This is a genomic window from Pseudomonas sp. 43NM1, assembly GCF_002836905.1.
Taxonomy (GTDB): domain Bacteria; phylum Pseudomonadota; class Gammaproteobacteria; order Pseudomonadales; family Pseudomonadaceae; genus Aquipseudomonas; species Aquipseudomonas prosekii.
The window spans coordinates 1-22,707 of the sequence record NZ_MKGS01000174.1 but is presented as its reverse complement, the minus strand read 5'-3'; the positions used below and the strand labels follow the sequence as shown (position 1 = coordinate 22,707).

Genomic DNA, 22,707 nt, shown 5'->3' with positions numbered 1-22,707 from the left:
TGGGGTCTTCTCATGGCTATTTCTTTCAGTAATTCTACCCTTTTGATCACTGGGGGCACTGGCTCCTTCGGTAATGCTGTGCTGAAGCGGTTTCTCGATACCGATATTAAAGAAATCCGTGTGTTCAGCCGGGATGAAAAAAAGCAAGATGATATGCGTAAAAAATACGCAAACACCAAGCTAAAGTTTTACATTGGCGATGTTAGAGATTTTCAAAGTGTGCTTAATGCCACGCGCGGAGTAGATTACATTTTCCACGCCGCCGCTTTGAAGCAGGTTCCTTCCTGCGAATTCCACCCGATGGAGGCGGTAAAAACCAACGTTCTTGGCACTGATAACGTACTGGAAGCGGCCATTCAGAATAACGTAAAGCGCGTTGTCTGCCTGAGTACCGATAAAGCCGTTTATCCGATCAATGCAATGGGCATATCCAAAGCAATGATGGAAAAGGTCATGGTTGCAAAGTCGCGCAATGATAATAATACGGTAATTTGCGGGACCCGTTATGGCAACGTAATGGCCTCCCGCGGGTCCGTTATTCCTTTGTTCATTGATCAGATCCGAGCCGGCACACCTTTAAGTTTGACTGATCCGAATATGACACGCTTCATGATGACATTGGCAGATGCCGTTGATTTGGTTCTGTATGCCTTTGAGCATGGCACCAACGGCGATATGTTTGTTCAGAAAGCTCCTGCCGCGACCGTGGAAGTATTGGCGACAGCATTGATTAATATGCTGAACGTGCCGAATCATCCTGTTCAGGTTATCGGTACTCGTCATGGTGAGAAGTTGTTTGAGGCGCTGCTCAGTCGTGAAGAAATGGCCTGTGCCGAGGATCGCGGTGATTATTTCCGCGTTCCGCCTGATCTGCGGGATCTTAATTACGCAAAATTCGTAGAGCAGGGTGAAACCAAGATCTCCCGCACTGAAGACTACAACTCCCACAATACTGAACGCCTTGATGTTGAGGGTATGCAGCAGCTGCTGCTTAAACTGAACTTTATGCGCGCTATCCAGCGTGGTGAGCACGCGACGCCTGAGGAATAAGTAATGAAGGTTCTGATTACAGGTGCCAATGGTTTTGTCGGCCAGAATCTCATTGCTCATCTGGGCGAGAAGGCAGACGTCGAAGTAGTGCGCTTCACTCGGGAAAATCCCCTGGAAAGTTTGCCGAGTCTGGTTGCCCAAGCCGATTTTGTTTTTCATCTGGCAGGTGTTAATCGTCCGCTGAACCCTCAGGAATTCCAAACTGGCAATACCGACTTGACCGGCGCGCTTTGCGACGCTATCCGTGCCAGCGGACGGCAGATTCCTGTGCTCTACACCTCGTCTATTCAAGCTGACTTGGATAATCCATACGGCAGCAGCAAGCGTGGCGCTGAACAAGTATTAGTTGATCTGAACGCGGAATACGGTTCGGCGGTACACCTATTTCGATTGCCGAACGTTTTTGGTAAATGGGCTCGCCCCAACTACAATTCGGCTGTCGCCACCTTCTGTAATAATGTAGCTCGTGATCTTCCGATTCAAATTAATGATCCGCAAGCTAGTATTACCCTTGTCTACATCGATGATGTAATTGCTCACTTCATTGCTGTTATGGAAGGAAAGATAGCAGGCACTCCGTTTGTTAGTGTGAAGCCGCAGTACCGTATTACGGTTGGGGAACTGGCAGAGCAGTTGTCTGCGTTTCGGGACAGCCGCGCGACGATGATAACCGAGCCAGTAGGTACGGGGCTCACAAGAGCTCTGTATTCGACTTACTTGAGTTATCTTCCACCGGAACGGTTCACTTATGAAGTTCCCAAGCATGGCGACCCGCGTGGCGTTTTCGTTGAGATGCTTAAAACCCGAGACTCCGGGCAATTCTCTTATTTTACTGCTCACCCGGGTATTACGCGTGGCGGGCATTATCATCATTCAAAGACGGAAAAATTTCTAGTCATTAAAGGCAACGCGTGTTTTCGGTTTCGCCATATTGTATCCGGAGAATTCTACGAGTTGTTTACAACTGGAGAATCGCCGGAGATTGTCGAAACTGTACCGGGCTGGACTCACGACATTACCAATACCGGGACTGAGGAAATGATCGTCATGCTCTGGGCAAACGAAATTTTCGATCGCGAAGCACCTGACACTTTTGCTCTCCCTGTTGGTACGGAAGCTTAATGTTTCCCGCGTCGTCCCATTGCCTAAATAACAGTGGGGTGGCGCGGATGGTGGATTCTTACTTGCGGAAATGTGATCGCGTTGGTCAAATTTTTGCTAGCCTGTCTTCCAGTTTAGCATTGTTCTCAGGGACAAAAGCAGGCTCGTATTGTTGACTTTTGGCAAATTTTCGCTGCGCTCGGCTTGTTTAGCAGAATCGCTCCATTCGCGGCCGTATACGACGACGATCTGCGCATGTCCATAGGCTTTTTCGGCTCCTGCCAGACGGATTCTAGGGTCCATCCGGCCATTGGTAGTCCGGGCTATGCTTCTGGAGTGCTTATGCATAGCGCTAGTGACAGTTCAAGATTAGAATTTGTCGATCGTTTTTATTACTAATTCAAATGTGACGTTTAAAAAATGAAAAAACTGAAAGTCGTTACCGTAGTAGGTACTCGCCCAGAAATCATTCGTTTGTCTCGGGTGATGGCGGCCCTTGACAGGGATTGCGATCATATTCTGGTCCACACCGGGCAGAATTACGATTACGAACTGAACGAGATTTTTTTTCAGGATCTTGGAATCCGCAAACCTGACCATTTTCTGAACGCAGCGGGTGCAACCGGCGCGGAGACCATCGGTAATGTAATCATTAGTGTGGATCGCGTCCTTGCTGAAGTTAAACCAGAAGCTCTTCTGGTTCTGGGTGATACCAATAGCTGCATGGCGGTCATTCCCGCGAAGCGCCGCAAAATTCCAACTTTTCACATGGAAGCTGGGAACCGGTGTTTCGACATGCGTGTGCCTGAGGAAATCAACCGCCGTATTGTCGATCACACAGCAGATATCAATTTGACCTACAGCACAATCGCTCGCGATTATTTGCTGCGGGAAGGTTTGTCGCCGGATATGGTTATCAAAACCGGCAGCCCTATGTTTGAAGTGCTTAATTACTATCGTGAGGGGATTGACTCTTCTGATGTACTAGCTCGTCTGGGTTTGGAGAAGGGCAAGTTTTTTGTCGTCAGCGCGCATCGTGAAGAGAACATCGATTCAGATACCAACTTTGGTAAGTTGGTGGAAGTACTGAATACGGTCGCGGCGCACTATGACCTTCCAGTCATTGTTTCTACTCATCCACGTACGCAAAAACGTGTTGACGCGATGGGTGTGAAGTTTCACAAAAATGTACGTTTGCTCAAACCTCTGGGTTTCAAGGATTACAACAAGTTGCAGTTTGATGCGAAAGCTGTACTTTCTGACAGCGGCACCATCAACGAAGAGTCTTCGATTCTCAATTTTCCAGCATTGAACATTCGTGAGGCGCATGAACGGCCAGAGGGCATGGAAGAAGCTGCAGTGATGATGGTCGGACTTGAATCGGATCGTGTTATGCAGGCCCTGCAAGTCTTGGAAGGACAGAGCCGTGGCGAGGAGCGCAGTTTGCGCCTGGTTGGCGATTACAGCATGCCAAATGTCTCCGAGAAGATAGTAAGAATTGTTCATAGCTATCTCGATTATGTGAATCGAGTGGTTTGGAAAAAGTACTGAGTTGAGCTGTGGGAATGCCTGAAAGTAAATTAAGGATATTGGTTGTAACTCAGTATTTTTGGCCTGAAAACATGCGGATTAATGATTTGGTCCGTGATTTTTCAGCCAAGGGTCATGAAGTCACAGTTTTGACAGGATGGCCGAATTATCCGGAGGGTAAGGTTTTTTCGGAGTACCAGGACAATCCTGAAGGTTTCAATGAATACTCTGGCGCGCGCGTGGTACGGGTTCCCTTAGTTGCGCGCGGCAATAGAAGTGTCAGATTGATTCTTAACTATCTTTCTTTTTTTCTCAGCGCTTCCACGTTAGGGGTTTTTCGACTTCGGAACGATAAGTTTGACGCAGTTTTTGTATATGCTGTTTCTCCTATTATGGCCGCTATTCCGGCAGTTATTATCGGTCGTCTCAAAAAGGTTCCTGTCTTTATCTGGGTTCTAGACCTTTGGCCGGAGACCCTGCGAGCTGTCGGAGTTCTCCGAAATCCACTCTTGCTCGGCGTCGTTGGGCGAGTGGTTTCATGGATCTATAATCGCGCCGACTACTTGCTTTTACAATCAAAAAGTTTCTCCGACAACGTAAAGCAGTATTGCACGAGAGAAATAGCGCCTGAGCGTCTGGTGTATTTCCCAAGCTGGGCAGAAGATGATTTTTCTGGGGCGACTTCGCAATCGTCCAGTTTGCTTGAACGCGATGATTCTACATTTACAGTTGTCTTTGCCGGGAACTTGGGTGAAGCACAGGATCTGCCTGCGGTCCTGGATGCAGCGGAATCGTTGCGGGAGAGCATCTCCGTCCGTTGGGTGATTGTCGGGGACGGGCGCATGAGTAAATGGATAACCGAACAAGTCGAATCAAGAGGCTTGGACAATGTACTGCTCTTGGGACGACACCCGCTAAGCGCGATGCCGGGTATATTCGCTTGCGCTGACGCGTTGCTGGTTTCTCTGAAAACCAATGATGTTTTCGAAAAGACGGTTCCTGGAAAAGTTCAGGCGTATTTAGCGTCCAGCAAACCCTTATTGGGAATGATCAATGGCGAGGCCGCAAGGATCATTGAAGAGTCGGGTTGCGGTTTTTCGTGCCCCTCAGGTGACGCACGCGAACTTGCCACAATCACAATGAGATTGGCAACCTACGACTCGGCGCAGCGCGAAGCCATGGGCGATGCAGGTCGATCCTATTACTTGAGTCATTTTGAAAAAACAACTCTTCTGGGACGTCTGGAATCGCTTTTCCGCACCGCGACTTTACGTAAGGATGCAAAATAATGTCGAGCTCCATATTTTTAACTGGTGCCACGGGTTTTGTTGGCGGTGCGACTCTGAATCGGTTGATCGCGCGTAAATATTCCGTCACTGCCGCTTTGCGTAATGGATCGATAGTTGCCGAAGATAAAGTCAAAAAAGTCCACGTAGAAAGCGTCGACGGAAATACGTCATGGGAGGAAAGCCTGACTGGTGTTGAAGTTGTCATACACTCCGCAGCTCGTGTTCATGTAATGAATGACACCGAGGCGGATCCGCTTGCAGCATTTCGGCGAGTCAATGTGGCGGGTACCTTGAACCTTGCGCGACAAGCCGCTGCAGCGGGTGTCCGGCGCTTCATCTTTATCAGTTCCATCAAAGTCAATGGTGAGGGGACGCTGCCAGGTACCGCTTACACTGCGGACGATGTTCCAGCGCCGGCAGACCCATACGGCATATCGAAATTGGAGGCAGAACAAGGACTTCGCCAACTTGCTGATGAAACTGGGCTAGAAGTAGTGATCATCCGACCGGTGCTCGTTTATGGCCCTGGCGTGAAGGCTAACTTTCGAAACATGATGCTCTGGCTCGAAAAGGGCGTTCCATTACCTTTTGGCTCTATTCATAACGCTCGCAGCCTGGTCGCTCTGGATAATCTAGTGGATTTGATAGTGACGTGTATCGACCATTCAGCCGCAGCCAATCAGACATTCTTAGTTAGTGATGGCGAAGACCTTTCCACTACTCAGCTACTGCAAAAGATGGCAAAGTCTCTCGACCGACCGGCGCGCCTTCTGCCAATACCTTCGTGGGTATTAATCAGCGCTGCCAAGTTATTGCGCCGAGAAAGTTTATCCAATCGACTGTGTGGGTCGCTGAAAGTAGATATCAGTAAAACATGCTCGTTATTAGGTTGGTCGCCACCAGTATCTGTAGATGAAGCCCTGAAGGCCACCGCTCAACACTTTAGAGAAAGTAAATAACAATGAATTTTTGGTGGTTGATCCCGGCAGTGGCAGGTGTTGCGTTGGTTCTCACTGCTGCGCTCCGGCGATATGCGATAGCTCGCAGCATTGTCGATATTCCTAACGCTCGAAGCTCGCATTCGATACCTACCCCCCGGGGAGGGGGAGTTGCAATCGTCGTCGCATTTTTACTGGTCCTGCCATTTCTTGGCTGGGCTCAGTTGGTGGAAGTGCCGATCCTGGTCGCAATAGGTGGTGCTGGGACATTGGTTGCTGTCGTGGGGTTTATGGATGATCACGGTCACATCGCGGCACGTTGGCGGTTGCTCGGACATTTTTGCGCCGCAGCATGGGCGTTGTTTTGGATGGGAGGCTTGCCTGCCATTACTCTTTTCGGATCGAGCGTCGACCTTGGTTGGCTAGGTTACGTGATGGGCGCTTTTTATTTGGTCTGGATGCTCAATCTTTATAACTTCATGGATGGGATCGACGGAGTTGCCAGCGTAGAAGCAATTTCTACCTGCCTGAGCGCCTGTCTGCTTTATTGGTTGATTGGATTCAGCGAATTAGTGTGGCTTCCAGGCATGTTGGCAATGGCAGTTGCAGGCTTTCTGTTCTGGAACTTTCCTCCCGCGAAAATCTTTATGGGTGATGCGGGAAGTGGATTCCTGGGTGTTGTATTGGCAGGCATCTCCATACATGCGGCCTGGTCTGCACCCCAACTGCTTTGGAGCTGGTTGATCCTTCTGGGGGTTTTCATTGTTGACGCGACCTACACGTTGATTCGACGTCTGGTTCGCGGCGACAAGGTTTACGAAGCTCATCGCAGCCATGCTTATCAGTATGCTTCGCGCAAATATCAAAAGCATCTGCCAGTGACTGTGGCAGTCGGCGCGATCAACATCGGCTGGTTGCTACCCATCGCACTTTGCGTCACTTGCTTCGGCCTAGATGGCGCGGTCGGTGTGGTGATCGCGTACATCCCTCTGCTGTTACTGGCAGTGAAGTTTCATGCAGGTGAGCTCGAAAAAAACCAGACACTCGGTAACTGATTTAATAAGCAGTTAAAGTAGCGAGTGTGTCAACACATGTACACTCGCTAAATGCGTTCAATAGGGGAGCGGTTCGAGGTGCACAACGGAGTTATGGATAAGTTACGCACACTGTTGCTGGGGCTACCACGTCGCCAGAAGCGACTCATCCAAGTTGCGACAGACGTCGTTCTGGTTTGGGCTGCGTTGTGGCTGGCGTTTTTGGTACGACTCGGCATCGACGACATGGTCAATCCACTTCTAGCCCACACCTGGTTGTTTTTATGCGCACCAGTCGTCGCCATTCCATTGTTTGTCCGCTTCGGCATGTATCGTGCTGTCATGCGTTATTTCGGTAATGACGCGCTGATCGCGATCGTCAAGGCTGTCAGCTTATCGTCACTGATTCTCGGCGTAATCGTCTATTGGTACAGTAATCACCAGAACATCGTCCCGCGCTCTATCATCTTCAATTACTGGTGGCTTAGTTTGATAATGGTCGGTGGTTTGCGCTTGGCCATGCGTCAGTATTTTTTGGGAGATTGGTTCGCTGCCGCGCAGCATGTGCCTTTTACCAATCGAGACGACGGGCTGCCAAGAGTCGCCATTTTTGGTGCTGGTGCTGCTGGGAATCAGCTGGTTGCCGCGTTGCGTATGGGGCGGATCATGCGCCCAGTGGCTTTTATTGACGATGATAAAAGTATTGCGGATCGCATTATTTCTGGGCTTCAGGTGTATAAGGCAAAGCACATCCAGCAGATGATCGATGAAACTGGCGCGCAGGAGATCTTACTGGCGATTCCTTCCGCTACGCGCGGCCGCCGCCGCGAGATCCTCGGTTTCCTTGAAGGTTTTCCGCTTCACGTGCGAAGCGTCCCCGGTTTCATGGATCTTGCCAGCGGCCGAGTCAAAGTTGATGACATTCAGGAAGTTGATATTGCGGATTTGCTAGGGCGTGATGCAGTTCCGGCCCAGGCAGATCTACTCGAACATTGCATCAAGGGTCAATCCGTTCTGGTAACCGGGGCGGGAGGATCTATTGGGTCTGAGTTGTGTCGGCAAATTCTGGCATTGCGCCCGACCACTCTTTTACTATTCGAGCACAGCGAATTTAATCTTTACAGTATCTTGTCCGAACTTGAACAGAGGATCCATAGAGAGTCCCTGTCGGTACGGTTACTACCCATCCTTGGTTCGGTACGCAATCAGGATAAGTTGCTGGACGTTATGAAAACCTGGCACGTCGATACCGTGTATCACGCGGCAGCTTATAAACACGTTCCAATGGTTGAGCATAATATTGCTGAAGGTGTCCTTAACAATGTTATTGGCACTCTTAATACCGCCCAAGCCGCACTGAAGGCTGGGGTCGCTAACTTTGTGCTGATTTCTACCGACAAGGCCGTGCGACCTACGAATGTAATGGGCAGTACTAAACGTCTTGCTGAGCTAACGTTGCAGGCACTGAGCCGAGAAGTGGCGCCGTTACTTTTCGGCGACGACACCAACGTCGCTCAGGTCAATAAGACCCGATTCACCATGGTCCGTTTCGGTAACGTGCTGGGCTCTTCTGGCTCGGTCATTCCCTTGTTCCACAAACAAATCAAGTGTGGTGGGCCTCTGACCGTAACGCACCCAAAGATTACTCGTTATTTCATGACGATACCGGAGGCGGCTCAACTTGTGATTCAGGCCGGATCCATGGGGCAGGGCGGAGACGTGTTCGTCCTCGATATGGGAGAACCGGTAAAAATCGTCGAGCTCGCGGAGAAAATGATTCATCTGTCGGGATTGAGCGTCCGCTCGGAGAAAAATCTGCACGGGGACATATCCATTGAATTCACCGGTCTGCGTCCTGGGGAAAAGCTGTATGAAGAGCTGCTGATCGGCGATAACGTCGCCGCCACTCAGCACCCTATGATCATGACCGCCAATGAAGATCACTTTCCATGGGATGTTCTCAAAACCAAATTGACCGAATTGCTCATTTCCGTTGAGCAGGACGACTACATGCGTGTACGCCAGCTCCTGCGCGAAACCGTCAGTGGCTATACCCCCGACGGCGAGATTGTTGACTGGATATATCAGCAACGTCGGCTCGAACCGTGATTGCCTCACATCCTGAAACGTACACACTTTTGACAGCTTCATGACATCGCCTAAGGTTGGGGAGCAGCATCGGAAATGCTGCTTTCTCAAACGATGTCATGGAGCTTTATTAAATGCGTAAAGGTTATTTCTACTCGTTGGTTTTCGCTCTTCTAAGCAGCGCTTCTATCGCCGCCATTGCTGCACCTCAAACCACCGATGAGGCGGCTCAATCGTCCGTGAGTGCGCAGACTGCTACGGAAATGCAGACTGGCAAATTCAATTTAAACACTGCGGACGTATTAACTCTTCAGCGAGAGTTGGCTGGAGTAGGAGAGGCGAAGGCGAAAGCAATTATTAATTATCGCGAAAGTAATGGATCATTCGCATCGGTAGATGAATTGCTCGAAGTGAAGGGGATTGGAAAGGCAATTCTCGAAAGAAATAGAGATAAGCTGGAAGTGAATTAATATCGACGAGTAAAAAAGGCCGATCATTGATCGGCCTTTTTTGTATTCATTCCTGTAGGCAGAATGAACTCACTCTGAACCTTTCAAAAGTTAAAGATTATTTTTCCGAATTTACAATTTTTGGAATCGCAACTGTTCTGAGTAATGCGAGCGCCAGGCCCAGCAGCAAGCCCAGGATAAAACCTACTCCTACTATCAATGCTTTTCTTGGTTTGATGGGGCCTGGTGGGGTTGTGGCTATTTTGTCGATATTAACCAGGTTAAATTGGTCCGAGTTAATGTGCAGATTATTCAGGTGAGCTAATTCTTCTCGAATTTCGTTCAAGCCTTTCAGAAACAACTCTTCGTTACTGCGCTGTCTTAGGAGGGCGACTTCACGATTATTGGTGAGAAGGCTTAGTTCCTTCTGAATTTCGTCGACACGAGGCTCAGTGAAATCGTCGGAATTGCGGGAGCGCAGCGTGGCCCGCTCAGCTTCCAGCGCCGATTGGCCCATGAAATACAGGGGGATTGCCTGGTTGCTCACCTCAGTGCGGATCATGTTGCCTTGCCGAGTCTGTCCTGAATCACCAAGAGCGGATGGCGTGGTCGGAGCAACAATGCCCAATTTGGTGGCGATCGTAATGGCTTCGTCCAATTGTTTTATGCGGTTTTGTCGACGAGTTTGCAATTGCTGGCGCAACGCTTTCAGTTCGTCCTGAAGCCATTCTTTTTTGAGTTGGTCTTTCTCTAAGAGCGATGCAATTTTCGAATCTTTCTCAGCCTCGTATGCTGCTTTTTTTGATAGAAGCTTTCGTTCTACCTGACCTGTCCGGTTGGCAATGATGAGTTTAAAGTCTGCTTCAACCTTTTCTTTTTCTTGCTTTACGACGTAATCAGTGAAGTTGTTGACAATATCCACCCCATTTATTCCGGCAGGGTACTCAACACCCAGTTGGATGGCCTCCGAAAGATTTGCGGTTTTCTTAGGGTCAATTTGTTCTACGGTAAACGCTTTGGTCGTGAAGTTTTCAATGGTTTGTTCGATGGGCTTGCCGGGGACTTGCAATGAAGCCAGCAACTCAGGATTGGCCGAAAAAAACTTCCGGCGGATTTCGAACGATTCCAGGGAAGCTCCGATGCGTCTTAAAGCTTCTTCCGGTTGGAGCTTATAAAGACCTGCTTCATTCAGCATGTCCAGATCTGCTGAAGCCACGGGCCTGATATAATTCTGAACCTTGTATTGCGGTTGCGCCATCAATGCATAGGTAACTGCAATCGAAGTAGAGAGCGCAGTAAAAATGAGAATAATGCCTCGTTGCTTCCACAAACTTCGGAGCAGTTCTGCAATATCAATTTCATGCTGCCCATTGTCATGCTGTATTTTTGCAGGGAAGTTCATGTAACCCTCAGGCTTAGAAACAGTTACCGATAAGCAAGGTACTTAGTTAGTCGCTGTTGTTGGCGTTGGCAAATTATTTAGATATTTAGCATTGTCTCGTATCTAAATGTGCACGGCAAGGCGCGAGCAGGGTGATTTGCCATTCTTCTGCTTGGCGTTTTGGGCTTGGAACGTGAACGACTGACGAGGGTTCAACAACAAACTTGCGCTTCGAAACGCTAAGAATTGGCAGATGGGCCAATGAACATTGGGGTACGGCGGTGCGCCTGCTGGCTCCTCCGCTGGTCCGAATGAAAAAATTACGCATGTCATATTTACATTGGATTATGCCTATAATAAAACCTCGTCCTATTCTGACGTTTCCAAACGTCATTTCTCCACAATCCCAGAAGGAGCACCGCCATGACTACCATTCAATCCCAAGGCACAGCCCTCATCACCGGCGCCTCCTCAGGCATCGGCGCGATTTACGCCCAGCGCCTGGCCGCTCGCGGTTTCGATTTGCTGCTGGTTGCCCGCGACGAGCAACGCCTTCAGGACGCCGCCACCCAACTGCGCGAGCAGCACGGCGTCCAGGTCGAAGTGCTTAAAGCCGACCTCACGCAAAAAGACCAAGTCATCAAAATCGAACAACGTCTGCGCAGCGATTCGAGCATCAGCCTTCTGCTGAACAATGCGGGAGTTGCCAGCGACGGTTTACTCGCGAACGCCGACATGGAGCAACTTGAGCAGCTGATTCAGCTCAACGTCACCACGGTCACGCGTTTGGCGTCGGCGGCGGCAGCCAGTTTTGCCAAGGCGGGGCGCGGCACGATTATCAACATTGCCTCGGTCGTGGCTTTGTTTCCGGAACGGTTTAATGCGACTTACAGCGCCAGCAAGGCGTATGTTCTGAGCCTGACCCAATCTTTGGATGCGGAACTGAGCGGCACCGGTGTGCGGGTGCAAGCAGTTTTGCCCGGGGTGACGCGCACCGAGATTTGGCAGCGTTCGGGGATTGATGCCAGTGGTATCCCGGCGGAAATGATCATGGATGCAGCGGACATGGTGGATGCGTCGCTGGCCGGTCTGGACCAGGGCGAACTGATTACTATCCCGTCGTTGCCGGATGCGTCCGAGTGGCAAGCCTTTGTTGCGGCCCGTCATGTGATGGCGCCGAACCTGTCCCGAGATAAGCCCGCCGCACGTTACAAGTGAGGCGTCATGAATCGGTTTGAGGTGAATGCGGTATGAGTGATCGTCGAATAGTTGTGACTGGAATGGGCCTGGTGTCGCCATTGGGTTCTGGCGTCGAAGCCGTGTGGGAGCGTCTGCTGGCCGGGCGCTCTGGACTGCGCGCATTGCCCGACGCAGTGGTTGCGGATCTGCCGGCCAAGGTCGGCGGCGCAGTGCCGAGCATTGCTGAAGATACCGAAGCCGGCTTCGACCCGGACCGGGCCATCGCGCCCAAAGAACAGAAGAAGATGGATCGTTTCATCATGTTTGCCATAGAAGCCGCGCGTCAGGCGCTGGAGCAGGCGGGTTGGCAGGCGCAGGACGCCAATGCTCAGGAACGCACCGCGACCATTATCGGCTCGGGCGTCGGTGGTTTCGGCGCTATTGCCGATGCGGTGCGCACCACCGATACGCGCGGGCCGCGACGGTTGTCGCCGTTCACCATTCCCTCGTTTCTGGTCAATCTGGCGGCGGGGCACGTGTCGATCCTGCATGGTTTCAAAGGTCCGCTCGGCGCGCCGGTAACCGCTTGCGCCGCCGGTGTTCAGGCGATCGGCGATGCCGCGCGGCTGATTCGCAGTGGCGAGGCGGATATTGCCGTGTGCGGCGGCGCCGAAGCGTCGATTGATCGCGTCAGTCTGGCCGGGTTTGCGGCCGCGCGTGCCTTGTCCAGCGCTTACAACGAAACCCCGGAGCGCGCCTCGCGGCCATTCGACAAGGATCGCGACGGTTTTGTGATGGGCGAGGGCGCCGGTCTGCTGGTGATCGAATCGCTGGAGCATGCATTGGCCAGGGGCGCTAAACCGATCGCCGAGCTGGTTGGCTACGGCACCAGCGCGGATGCCTATCACCTGACGGCCGGGCCTGAAGATGGCAGCGGTGCTCGGCGGGCAATGTCGTTGGCATTGGCGCAAGCCGGGGTCAGCGCTGATCAGGTGCAACACCTCAATGCTCACGCGACGTCGACGCCAGTCGGGGATCTCGGGGAGTTGGCGGCGATCAAGTCATTGTTCGGCGCGGATAACAAGATTGCGGTGACGTCGACCAAGTCTGCGACCGGTCATTTGCTTGGCGCCGCTGGCGGCATCGAAGCGATCTTCACCCTGTTGGCCATTCGCGATCAAATCGTTCCGGCCACGCTCAATTTCGATAACCCGGACCCGGCAGCCGAAGGCGTGGACATCGTTCACGGCCAGGCGCGGTCGATGCCGATTGAATACGCGCTGTCGAACGGCTTCGGTTTTGGCGGCGTGAATGCCAGCGTGCTGTTCAAGCGTTGGAGTGATTAATCGTTGTTCTGTTTCAGGTGATCGCGCGTCACGTCGAGAATCCGCTGGGCCAGCTCGGCGTTCTCGACACTGCGCGATAACATCAGCGCACCGATCAGCGTCGACATGATGACGATGCTGGGTTCGCTCGGCTGTTCGCCTTCAAGGGTACTTTGCACTTGCTCAAGTCTGGCATTGAGCACTTGATCGGTGGTCGGGCTGGGCTGGCCGCGCAGTCCGAGTTCTGAAGACATGGTCGGCAGCGGGCAACCTTGATCCGGCGAAGTCTGGTGCCATTCGGAGAGATAACTGTCGATAAACGCGTCGAGCGGCCGTTGTTCAGCGAAGAGCGTTGCGCAATGCGCGTCGAGTTCATCGCGGGCCATTTGCAGGGCTTTTTCCACCAGTTCATCTTTGGATTTGAAGTGCGAATAAAAGCCGCCGTGGGTCAGGCCCAGCGCTTTCATCAAGGGTTGCAGGCCGGTCGCCCCGATGCCGTCGCGGCGAAAACGTGCAGACGCTTCCTTGATGATGCGTTGGTGGGTCTGGGCTTTATGGTCCTGCGAGTAACGCATTTTGGGTCTCCGCGACAATCCGCCATCTTACCCAATGAATATTGGATGGTGACTGTACTTCTACCGCAAAAAAGCATGCAGATGCGCGCCATTCGGCTGGGCGGCGTGTTTTTTAGAAGTCTGCCGGAGAACTGGCGAGCGCAAAAACAAACCCCACCGCGAAGGTGGGGTTTTTTTATCAGCGGTCCTGCGCATCCTTGGCGTCCGCGACTGCATTGCGTTCAGCGATGCGTTTGCGTTGCTCTTCGGTCAGATCGACCTTGGTGGCGGTGTCGCGCAACATCATCAAACCGCCAACGATCGAGCCGATTGCAACGACCAGAATCAACCAGGCATACCAGGGCATAGGGCTCTCCTTGAGGGCAGGCCGATTGGCGGATTTCGCCAACCGAGCGTGCATACCACTTTGAGCGATCAGATTTCGCAGTGGTTCCATTCTAGGCCTGTAATGTCTCGCGCGTATCCCTCGTTACAGCCCCTCGTTACAGCCCCTTGCTACAAACCGGTCAGCATTGCATCCGCCGGCGCATCGGCGCGCAATTGCGCGGTGAGCATGAAGTACACAAACCCGACGGCCATGAAGCCGACGAAGATCAGCCCGATCAAGGTGTTGAACCACGCCATCGCCACCAGGCACACCACCGCCAGCACCAACGCAATCATCGGCACCAGCGGATAACACGGCGCGCGGAAAGTCCGTTCCAGGTTCGGCTCGGTTTTGCGCAGTTTGAACAGGCTGAGCATGCTCATGATGTACATGACGATGGCGCCGAACACCGCCATGGTGATCATCGCCGCGGTCAGCGTCATGCCGCCAAGGTTGATCAAACCGTCACTATAAATAGCCGCGATGCCGATCAGCCCGCCGGCGATGATCGCCCGGTGCGGCGTCTGGAAGCGCGACAGCTTGGCCAATGATTTCGGCAAGTAACCGGCGCGGGCGAGGGCGAAGAACTGGCGCGAGTAACCGAGGATGATCCCGTGGAAACTCGCCACCAGTCCGAACAGACCAATCCACACCAGCATGTGCAGCCAACCGGAGCTTTCGCCAACCACAGTTTTCATCGCTTGCGGCAGCGGATCGTTGATGTTCGACAGGGTGCGCCAGTCGCCAACGCCGCCGGCAAAGAACATCACGCCCATCGCCAGCAGTACCAAGGTCAGAATGCCGCTGATGTAAGCCTTGGGAATCGTCCGTTTCGGGTCCTTGGCTTCTTCGGCGGCCATGGCCGCGCCTTCGATGGCGAGGAAAAACCAGATCGCAAACGGGATCGCCGCGAACATCCCGGCAATCGCTGGCGCGCCGAACACATCGGAACCGGCCCAGCCATTCAGGGCAAAGTTGCTGAAGCTGAAGGCCGGCGCGACCACGCCCATGAACACCAGCAGTTCGGCGACGGCGAGGACGCAGACGATCAACTCGAAGGTTGCCGCGAGTTTCACCCCGAGAATGTTCAGGCTCATGAACACGATGTAGGCACCGACCGCCGCGTGTTTCGGGTCGAGTGCCGGAAACTGCACATTCAAGTACGCGCCAATCGCGAGAGCGATCGCTGGTGGGGCGAAGACGAATTCGATCAGCGTTGCCAGCCCGGCGATCAATCCGCCTTTCTCGCCAAAGGCGCGGCGGCTGTAGGCAAAGGGACCGCCGGCGTGGGGAATCATCGTCGTCAGCTCGGTGAAACTGAAGATGAAACAGGTGTACATGGTCGCGACCATAAAGGAAGTCACCAGGAAACCCAGGGTTCCGGCGACGCCCCAGCCGTAACTCCAGCCGAAATACTCCCCGGAAATCACCAGCCCGACGGCAATGCCCCACAGATGCAGCGTGCCCAGTGTCGGTTTGAGTTGTGTGTTCATGCGTTGCTCCCGGAATGGTTTGGAAAGCTCGGGGGAGGGCGCGTGCAGCGGGCGTGCCATTTTGTATTTGCGCGTCGCAATGCGCTGAAAGGTGTCGTATCGGGGATGATCGGCGCTGGATGGCCGTGATTTTTGCGCCAGTTGGGGGCAATGTCGCCCGTTATGCCGCCATCGCGAGCAAGCTCGCTCCCACAATTGAAATGCATTCGCCGACACGACGCTGATCCCTGTGGGAGCAAGCTTGCTCCCACAATTGAAATGCATTCGCCGACACAACGCTGATCCCTGTGGGAGCGAGCTTGCTCGCGATGGCGTCCGCCCAAAACGCCTGTAACCCCCGCATAAAGCCACTCTTTACACTTTTTTTATGCCCCGCCACACCCCTCGCTCTCGTTCCTTTACAGCCTCCCTGCCGACAATGCCCGGACACGCGGCAATACGCCGTTACACGGAGATTTTCCATGAGCGTTCTGGACGGGGTGTCACTGCTATTGGCAGTGGGGCTGTTCATTTATCTGCTGGTTGCGCTGTTGCGCGCGGACCGGAACTAGGAGCGGCTATGCACAGTTATGACTATTGGCTGATCCTCGGGTTTTTCGCGTTAGTGCTGATCCCCGCGCCGTTTCTCGGTCGCTTCTATTACAAAGTCATGGAAGGCCAGCGCACCTGGCTGTCGCCGATCCTCGGCCCGGTCGAGCGCGGTTGTTATCGCGTGGCCGGGGTCGATCCGCAGGTCGAACAGAGCTGGCAGAAATACACATTGGCCTTGCTCGCCTTCAACCTCGCAGGCTTCCTGCTGCTGTTCGCGATCCTGTTGTTCCAGGACCACTTGCCGCTGAATCCGCAAAACCTGCCGGGCCAGGAGTGGACGCTCGCGTTCAACACCGCCGTCAGTTTCATGACCAACACCAACTGGCAGGCCTACAGCGGCGAAGCGTCGCTCAGTTATCTGAGCCAGATGGCCGGCCTCACCGTGCAGAACTTCGTCAGCGCCGCCACCGGTCTGGCGGTGTTGGTGGCACTGTGTCGCGGCATCGGCCGCAAATCGACAAAAACCCTCGGCAACTTCTGGGTCGACATGACCCGCGCCACGCTCTACGGCCTGCTGCCGCTGTGCTTGCTGCTGGCGCTGTTTCTGGTCTGGCAGGGCGTGCCGCAAACTTTCGCGCAATACGTCAATGCCGTGACCATGCAAGGCGTCGATCAGGTGATCCCGCTCGGCCCGGCCGCGAGCCAGATTGCGATCAAGCAACTGGGCACCAACGGCGGTGGCTTCTTCGGCGTCAACTCGGCGCATCCGTTCGAGAACCCGACGGCGTGGAGCAACTTGTTCGAAGTCGGTTCGATCATCCTGATCCCGGTCGCGCTGGTGTTCACCTTCGGCCATTACGTCAAGGACCTGCGTCAGAGTCGCGCGATCATCGCCTGCATGCTCGCGCTGTTCCTGATCGGCGGCGCCACCTCGCTGTGGGCCGAATACCAGCCGAATCCATCGCTGGCCAACGCTGCCGTCGAGCAGACTGCGCCACTCGAAGGTAAGGAAGCGCGCTTCGGCACCACGGCGACGGTGTTGTGGTCGGTGACCACCACGGCGGCATCGAACGGTTCGGTCAACGGTATGCACGACAGCCTCAACCCGCTGAGCGGCATGGTCGCGATGGTCAACATGATGGTCGGCGAAGTGATCTTCGGCGGCGTCGGCGCCGGGCTTTACGGCATGCTGCTCAACGTGTTGATCGCGGTATTCCTCGCCGGCCTGATGATCGGCCGCACGCCGGAATACCTCGGCAAAAAACTCCAGGCGCGTGAAGTGCAGTTACTGGTCGTAACCTTGTTGGTGATGCCGGTCGGCGTGCTGGTGCTCGGCGCGATTGCCGCCAGTTTGCCCGGCCCGGTCGCGGCGGTCAGCAACCCCGGCGCCCACGGTTTCAGCCAGTTGCTTTACGCCTACACCTCGGCCAGCGCGAATAACGGTTCGGCGTTTGGCGGCTTCGGTGCGAACACCGCGTTCCACAACTTGATGCTGGGCCTGGGCATGCTGATCGGTCGTTTCGGTTACATCCTTCCAGTGCTGGCGTTGGCCGGCAGCCTGGCGATGAAGAAAACCGCGCCAATCGGACCGAACAGTTTCCCGACCCACGGCGCGCTGTTCGTGACGCTGCTGACCGTGACCATTTTGCTGGTGGGTGGCCTGACGTTCTTGCCGACGCTGGCCCTGGGTCCTATTGCCGAACATCTGAGCATGGGCTTCTGAGCCAGGCTTTTTCGAGGAGCTGATGATGAATATGCCCGCAACCAAACCGGCCGCCGTCAAGGCGCCGGAACAACCGAAAACCGCGATCTCGGCGCTCTGGCGTCCAGCGCTGGTGCAAGCCTTCGTCAAGCTGGATCCGCGCCAATTGCAACGGGCGCCGGTGATGTTGGTGGTCGAACTGACCGCCGTGCTGACCACCGTGTTGTGCTTTATTCCCGACAGCACCGTGCCAACCTTTGTCGCTGCGCAAATCGCGTTGTGGCTGTGGTTTACCGTGCTGTTTGCCAACTTCGCCGAAGCCTTGGCCGAAGGTCGCGGCAAGGCCCGCGCCGACAGCCTCAAGGCCGGCAGCGAAGGTTTGAGCGCCCGGCGCAAGACCGCCAACGGCACGTTTCAAGTGGTGCCGGCGGCCAATCTGCGCAAGGACGATGTGGTGCGCGTCGAAGCCGGGGAAATGATCCCCGGTGACGGCGAGGTCATCGAAGGCATCGCGGCGGTCAACGAAGCGGCGATTACCGGCGAATCGGCGCCAGTGATTCGCGAATCCGGCGGCGACCGTTCGGCCGTTACCGGCAATACGCGGCTGGTCTCCGATTGGCTGCTGGTGCGCATCACCGCCAACCCCGGTGAATCGACCCTGGACCGGATGATCGCCCTGGTCGAAGGCGCAAAACGCCAGAAAACCCCCAACGAAGTGGCGCTGGATATCCTGCTGATCGGCCTGACGCTGATCTTTCTTCTGGTGGTCGTGACCCTGCAACCGTTCGCGCATTTCGCCAACGGCAGTCTGCCGCTGGTGTTCCTTGTGGCGTTATTGGTCACGCTGATTCCGACCACCATTGGCGGCTTGTTGTCGGCCATCGGTATCGCCGGCATGGACCGCCTGGTGCGCCTCAACGTGATCGCCAAATCCGGGCGCGCCGTGGAAGCGGCGGGGGACGTGCACGTGCTGTTGCTGGACAAGACCGGCACCATCACCTTCGGCAACCGCCGTTGCACCGCGGTTTATGCAACACCCGGCGTGACAGCCAAAGAGCTGGCCGAAGGCGCGTTGTTTGCGTCGCTGGCCGATGACACGGCGGAAGGCAAGTCAATCGTCGAGTACCTGCGCAACCTGCATCCGCAGCCGGAGCCGGGCGCCGAATTGCTCACCGGCGTGCCGTTCAGCGCCGAGACGCGTTTGTCTGGTGTTGATTATCAGGGCCGCGTGTATCGCAAAGGCGCGGTGGATTCGCTGCTGGCGTTCATCGGCCAGAAACGCTCGGACCTGGCCCCGGCCATGGCTCGGGAAGTCGACAAGATTGCGCAGAGTGGCGGCACGCCGTTGCTGGTGTGTGTCGACGGTAAATTGCTCGGCGCGATCCATCTCAAGGACGTGGTCAAACCGGGCATCCGCGAGCGTTTCGCCGAGTTGCGCAAACTGGGGATTCGCACGGTCATGGTCACCGGCGACAACCCGCTGACCGCGGCGGCGATTGCTGCCGAGGCGGGCGTCGATGACGTGCTGGCCGAAGCCACGCCGGAGAAAAAACTCGCGCGGATTCGTCACGAGCAGAACGACGGTCGTCTGGTGGCGATGTGCGGCGACGGCGCCAACGACGCGCCGGCGCTGGCCCAGGCTGACGTCGGCATGGCGATGAATGACGGCACGCAAGCGGCGCGCGAAGCGGCAAACATGGTCGATCTCGACAGCGATCCGACCAAGCTGCTCGACGTGGTGCAAATCGGCAAAGAGCTGCTGGTGACGCGTGGCGCGTTGACGACCTTTTCGATCGCCAACGACATCGCCAAATACTTCGCGATTCTGCCGGCGCTGTTCGCCTCGATCTATCCGCAATTGGGCGTGCTCAACATCATGCAACTGAGCAGTCCGCAGAGCGCGATTCTCTCGGCGATTGTCTTCAACGCGTTGATCATCGTTGTGCTGATTCCCCTGGCGCTGCGTGGCGTGCGCGTGCAAGCGGCGAGTGCTGCGGCGTTGTTGCGGCGCAATTTGCTGATCTATGGACTGGGCGGGATTGTCGTGCCGTTTGTGGGGATCAAGGCAATCGACATGCTGCTCACTGCACTGCATTTGGTTTGACCTTTGGATCGACCCCTCACCCTAACCCTCTCCCCGGGGGGGAGAGGGGACTGACCGAGGTGTTCCTGGAGCTGCATCGACCTGGAAGATCGAGCCGAACTCAGGTTTTTAACAGCACGGATGTCTTGCGAAATTTAGCGACCTGAAAGACCGAGTCGAACTCAGGTTTTGAACAGCACAAAGATCGGCTCCCTTTCCCCCTCTACCCCGTGGGGAGAGGGCTGGGGTGAGGGGTGGATTTCCCTGACACCCACTACTTCTTCAATTTCGAGGATTCTGAAATGTCCACAATGATCCGCCCGGCCCTGAGCCTTCTGGTACTCATGACGCTGATCACCGGCGTCGCCTATCCTCTGGTGGTTACCGGCGTCGCGCAAATTGCTTTTCCCGATCAGGCCAACGGCAGTCTGGTACGCGACGCCGATGGCAAAGTGCGCGGTTCGTCGCTGATTGCCCAGGAGTTTACCGGCGACGCCTGGTTCCATCCGCGCCCGTCGGCCGGGGCGTTTGCCACGGTGTCGAGCAGCGCCAGCAACCTCTCGCCGAGCAACCCGGCGCTCGCCACGCGGGTCATCGACGAGGCCAATAAACTGCAAGTGCCCGGGCAAGGACCGGTGCCGCTGGCGCTGCTGACCACCTCTGGCAGCGGCCTCGATCCACACTTGCCACCGGCGGCGATTGCCTATCAACTGGCGCGTGTTGCGGCGGCGCGCAATCTGCCGGTATCGACCCTTCAACAGTTGCTCGACGCACACATCGAGCAGCCGCTAGTGGGGCCACCGGTGGTCAATGTGCTGGCGTTGAATATCGCGCTGCAAAAGCTTTAAACCGGTGGCGCCGCCAATCACGAGCAAGCTCGCTCCCACAGGGAATCTCCAGTGTTCACAAATCCCCTGTGGGAGCGAGCTTGCTCGCGATGGCGGCCTAATATTCACCCCATCAAAACCTGAAAGAAGAGACCTTCAAGCATGAGCGATTCCGGCCGCGCCGATGCGCTGTTAGCAGACCTGCCCCGCGATGGCCGTGGCCGGCTCAAGGTGTTCCTCGGCGCCGCGCCAGGTGTCGGCAAGACTTACGCCATGCTGCAAGCGGCCCACACGCAACTGCGCCAAGGGGTCAAAGTCATCGCCGGGGTGGTCGAGACCCACGGCCGCGCCGAAACCGAAGCGCTGCTCGGTGGCTTGCCGCAACAGCCGTTGCTACGCTCGGAATACCGTGGCGTGTTGCTCGAAGAAATGGACCTCGACGGTCTGCTCGCGGCCAAACCAAAACTGGTGCTGGTCGACGAACTCGCCCACAGCAACGCCCCCGGCAGCCGTCACGCGAAACGCTGGCAAGACATCCAGGAATTGCTCGCCGCCGGCATCGATGTGTTCACCACGGTCAACGTCCAGCACCTGGAAAGTCTCAACGATCAAGTGCGCGGAATCACCGGCGTGCAGGTCCGCGAAACCTTGCCCGATTGGGTCCTGCAAGAAGCCTACGAACTGCTGCTGATCGACCTGCCGCCGCGCGAATTGCTTGAGCGTCTGCGCGACGGCAAAGTCTATGTGCCGGAGCAGGCGCGCGCGGCCATCGATGCTTTTTTCACCCAGACCAACCTCACCGCGCTGCGCGAAATGGCCATGCAAACCGCTGCGGCGCAGGTCGATAACGACTTGGCCCAGGGTTATCGCCAACTCGGTCAGGCTGCGCCGGCGGTGCGCGGACGGTTGCTGGTCGGGGTCGATGGCGATGCGCAGGCCGAACGCCTGGTGCGCCACGCCAGCCGCGTCGCCCAGCGCCGGCATCTGCCGTGGAGTCTGGTGCACGTCGACAATGGCCGCGTGCGCGACGAGCAATCGCGCCTGCGTCTGCAAAGCGCCCAGCAACTGGCCGAACGTTTGGGCGGCGAAGTGGTGTTGCTGCGCGCCGGCGAAGTGGCGAAGACCCTGATCCAGCACGCTGCCGAACGTCGCGCCAGTCTGGTGTTGGTCGGTCAATCCCGGCAGCGTCTTCACCGACGGCTGTTTGGCGGCGGACTGGCTTCCCGGCTGTTGCGCGATGCCCGAGGGCTGGAAATCAACGTGCTCGACAGCGATCACGAAACCCATCAGCCACGTCAGCGTTCGATCCGTTCATTGGTCTGGTTTGACTACGCTCTGGCGTTGCTGGCGACCGTATTGGCCAGTGCCTTGGCGTGGGCCGTGGCGAGTGTTTTGCCGTTGCCGAATATCTCACTGGTGTTCCTCGCGGCGGTGTTGCTGGTGGCGGTGCGCAGCAGCCTCGGCCCGGCGCTGGCGTGTGCGGCGCTGTCATTCCTGGTTTACGACTTCCTGTTCATTCCGCCGAATTTCTCGTTCAGCATTCAGCGCGAAGAAGACGTGCTGACCTTGCTGTTTTTCCTCTTGATGGCCGCGCTGACCGGCAACCTCGCGGCGCGTCAACGCCGGCAATTGCAGGCGTTGCGCGACACTCAGGAAGAAACCACCGAGCTGCTCGACCTGTCGCGCAAACTCACCGCCGCCACCGATCGCCAAGCCGTGATCAGCGCCGCCGCGCAGCACCTCAATGGCTGGAGCGAGCTGCAAT

Annotated in this window: 19 protein-coding genes; 15 read left to right on the top strand and 4 right to left on the bottom strand. The window is 55.5% G+C overall.

The features are described from left to right. Positions 1–12: 12 nt before the first annotated feature. From BI292_RS22405 to BI292_RS22370, 8 genes are all read left to right on the top strand, one after another. A complete protein-coding gene (locus BI292_RS22405) occupies positions 13–1,050 on the top strand; it encodes a polysaccharide biosynthesis protein (protein ID WP_101209204.1) in 1,038 nt (345 codons plus the stop codon). Between the two features lie 3 nt (positions 1,051–1,053). After that, on the top strand, positions 1,054–2,172 hold the full coding sequence (locus BI292_RS22400) for a capsular polysaccharide biosynthesis protein CapF (protein WP_101209203.1): 1,119 nt from the start codon (positions 1,054–1,056) through the stop codon (positions 2,170–2,172). Positions 2,173–2,571: 399 nt separating this feature from the next. After that, a complete protein-coding gene (gene wecB / locus BI292_RS22395; protein WP_101209202.1) occupies positions 2,572–3,702 on the top strand; it encodes a non-hydrolyzing UDP-N-acetylglucosamine 2-epimerase in 1,131 nt (376 codons plus the stop codon). A 14-nt stretch (positions 3,703–3,716) separates the two neighbouring features. Then, a complete protein-coding gene (locus BI292_RS22390; protein WP_101209201.1) occupies positions 3,717–4,970 on the top strand; it encodes a glycosyltransferase family 4 protein in 1,254 nt (417 codons plus the stop codon). Further along, positions 4,970–5,929 carry an SDR family oxidoreductase gene (locus BI292_RS22385; protein WP_101209200.1) on the top strand — a complete coding sequence of 320 codons (960 nt, stop codon included), beginning with the start codon at positions 4,970–4,972 and terminating at the stop codon, positions 5,927–5,929. Before BI292_RS22390 ends, BI292_RS22385 begins: the two co-directional genes overlap by 1 nt. A 2-nt stretch (positions 5,930–5,931) precedes the next feature. Further along, complete coding sequence (locus BI292_RS22380; RefSeq protein WP_101209199.1) at positions 5,932–6,963, top strand: glycosyltransferase family 4 protein; 1,032 nt, start codon at positions 5,932–5,934, stop codon at positions 6,961–6,963. Between the two features lie 51 nt (positions 6,964–7,014). After that, the gene (locus BI292_RS22375; protein WP_371918749.1) at positions 7,015–9,051 is read left to right on the top strand and encodes a polysaccharide biosynthesis protein; all 2,037 of its coding nucleotides are present in this window, start codon (positions 7,015–7,017) and stop codon (positions 9,049–9,051) included. A 113-nt stretch (positions 9,052–9,164) separates the two neighbouring features. Beyond that, entirely contained in the window at positions 9,165–9,500 is a 336-nt protein-coding gene (locus tag BI292_RS22370; RefSeq protein ID WP_101209197.1) for a helix-hairpin-helix domain-containing protein, read from the top strand. A 97-nt stretch (positions 9,501–9,597) separates the two neighbouring features. Here the strand turns inward: BI292_RS22370 and BI292_RS22365 are convergent, their stop codons facing one another. After that, positions 9,598–10,881, bottom strand: a complete 1,284-nt coding sequence (locus BI292_RS22365) for a Wzz/FepE/Etk N-terminal domain-containing protein (protein WP_101209196.1) — start codon at positions 10,879–10,881, stop codon at positions 9,598–9,600. 402 nt (positions 10,882–11,283) lie between these two features. Here BI292_RS22365 and BI292_RS22360 point away from each other — a divergent pair, with 402 nt between their 5' ends. Together BI292_RS22360 and fabF are read left to right on the top strand one after the other, a co-directional pair. After that, complete coding sequence (locus BI292_RS22360; RefSeq protein WP_101209195.1) at positions 11,284–12,078, top strand: SDR family oxidoreductase; 795 nt, start codon at positions 11,284–11,286, stop codon at positions 12,076–12,078. 32 nt (positions 12,079–12,110) lie between these two features. After that, positions 12,111–13,385, top strand: a complete 1,275-nt coding sequence (gene fabF / locus BI292_RS22355; protein WP_101209194.1) for a beta-ketoacyl-ACP synthase II — start codon at positions 12,111–12,113, stop codon at positions 13,383–13,385. On the opposite strand, the gene BI292_RS22350 is transcribed toward fabF, so the two are convergent. From BI292_RS22350 to eat, 3 genes are all read right to left on the bottom strand, one after another. Next, positions 13,382–13,939: a TetR/AcrR family transcriptional regulator gene (locus BI292_RS22350; protein ID WP_101209193.1), complete on the bottom strand. Its 558-nt coding sequence runs from the start codon at positions 13,937–13,939 to the stop codon at positions 13,382–13,384. The two genes, fabF and BI292_RS22350, sit on opposite strands and share 4 nt — an antisense overlap. A 178-nt stretch (positions 13,940–14,117) precedes the next feature. After that, entirely contained in the window at positions 14,118–14,285 is a 168-nt protein-coding gene (locus BI292_RS22345) for a DUF2897 family protein (RefSeq protein WP_101209192.1), read from the bottom strand. A 149-nt stretch (positions 14,286–14,434) separates the two neighbouring features. Then, positions 14,435–15,799 (bottom strand): ethanolamine permease, encoded by a 1,365-nt coding sequence (gene eat / locus BI292_RS22340; protein WP_101209191.1) that lies wholly within the window; start codon positions 15,797–15,799, stop codon positions 14,435–14,437. Positions 15,800–16,260: 461 nt separating this feature from the next. Between eat and kdpF the strand changes: the two genes are divergently transcribed. From kdpF to BI292_RS22310, 5 genes are all read left to right on the top strand, one after another. Further along, positions 16,261–16,350, top strand: coding sequence for a K(+)-transporting ATPase subunit F (kdpF, locus tag BI292_RS22330; RefSeq protein WP_007899818.1), 90 nt, complete (start codon positions 16,261–16,263; stop codon positions 16,348–16,350). Between the two features lie 8 nt (positions 16,351–16,358). Next, entirely contained in the window at positions 16,359–18,053 is a 1,695-nt protein-coding gene (gene kdpA, locus BI292_RS22325) for a potassium-transporting ATPase subunit KdpA (protein WP_101209189.1), read from the top strand. Between the two features lie 25 nt (positions 18,054–18,078). Then, entirely contained in the window at positions 18,079–20,136 is a 2,058-nt protein-coding gene (kdpB, locus tag BI292_RS22320; protein ID WP_101209188.1) for a potassium-transporting ATPase subunit KdpB, read from the top strand. A 281-nt stretch (positions 20,137–20,417) separates the two neighbouring features. Continuing rightward, positions 20,418–20,963: a potassium-transporting ATPase subunit KdpC gene (kdpC, locus tag BI292_RS22315; RefSeq protein WP_101209187.1), complete on the top strand. Its 546-nt coding sequence runs from the start codon at positions 20,418–20,420 to the stop codon at positions 20,961–20,963. A gap of 141 nt (positions 20,964–21,104) precedes the next feature. After that, on the top strand, positions 21,105–22,707 hold a 1,603-nt coding region (locus BI292_RS22310), incomplete at its 3' end, for a DUF4118 domain-containing protein (protein ID WP_157831290.1).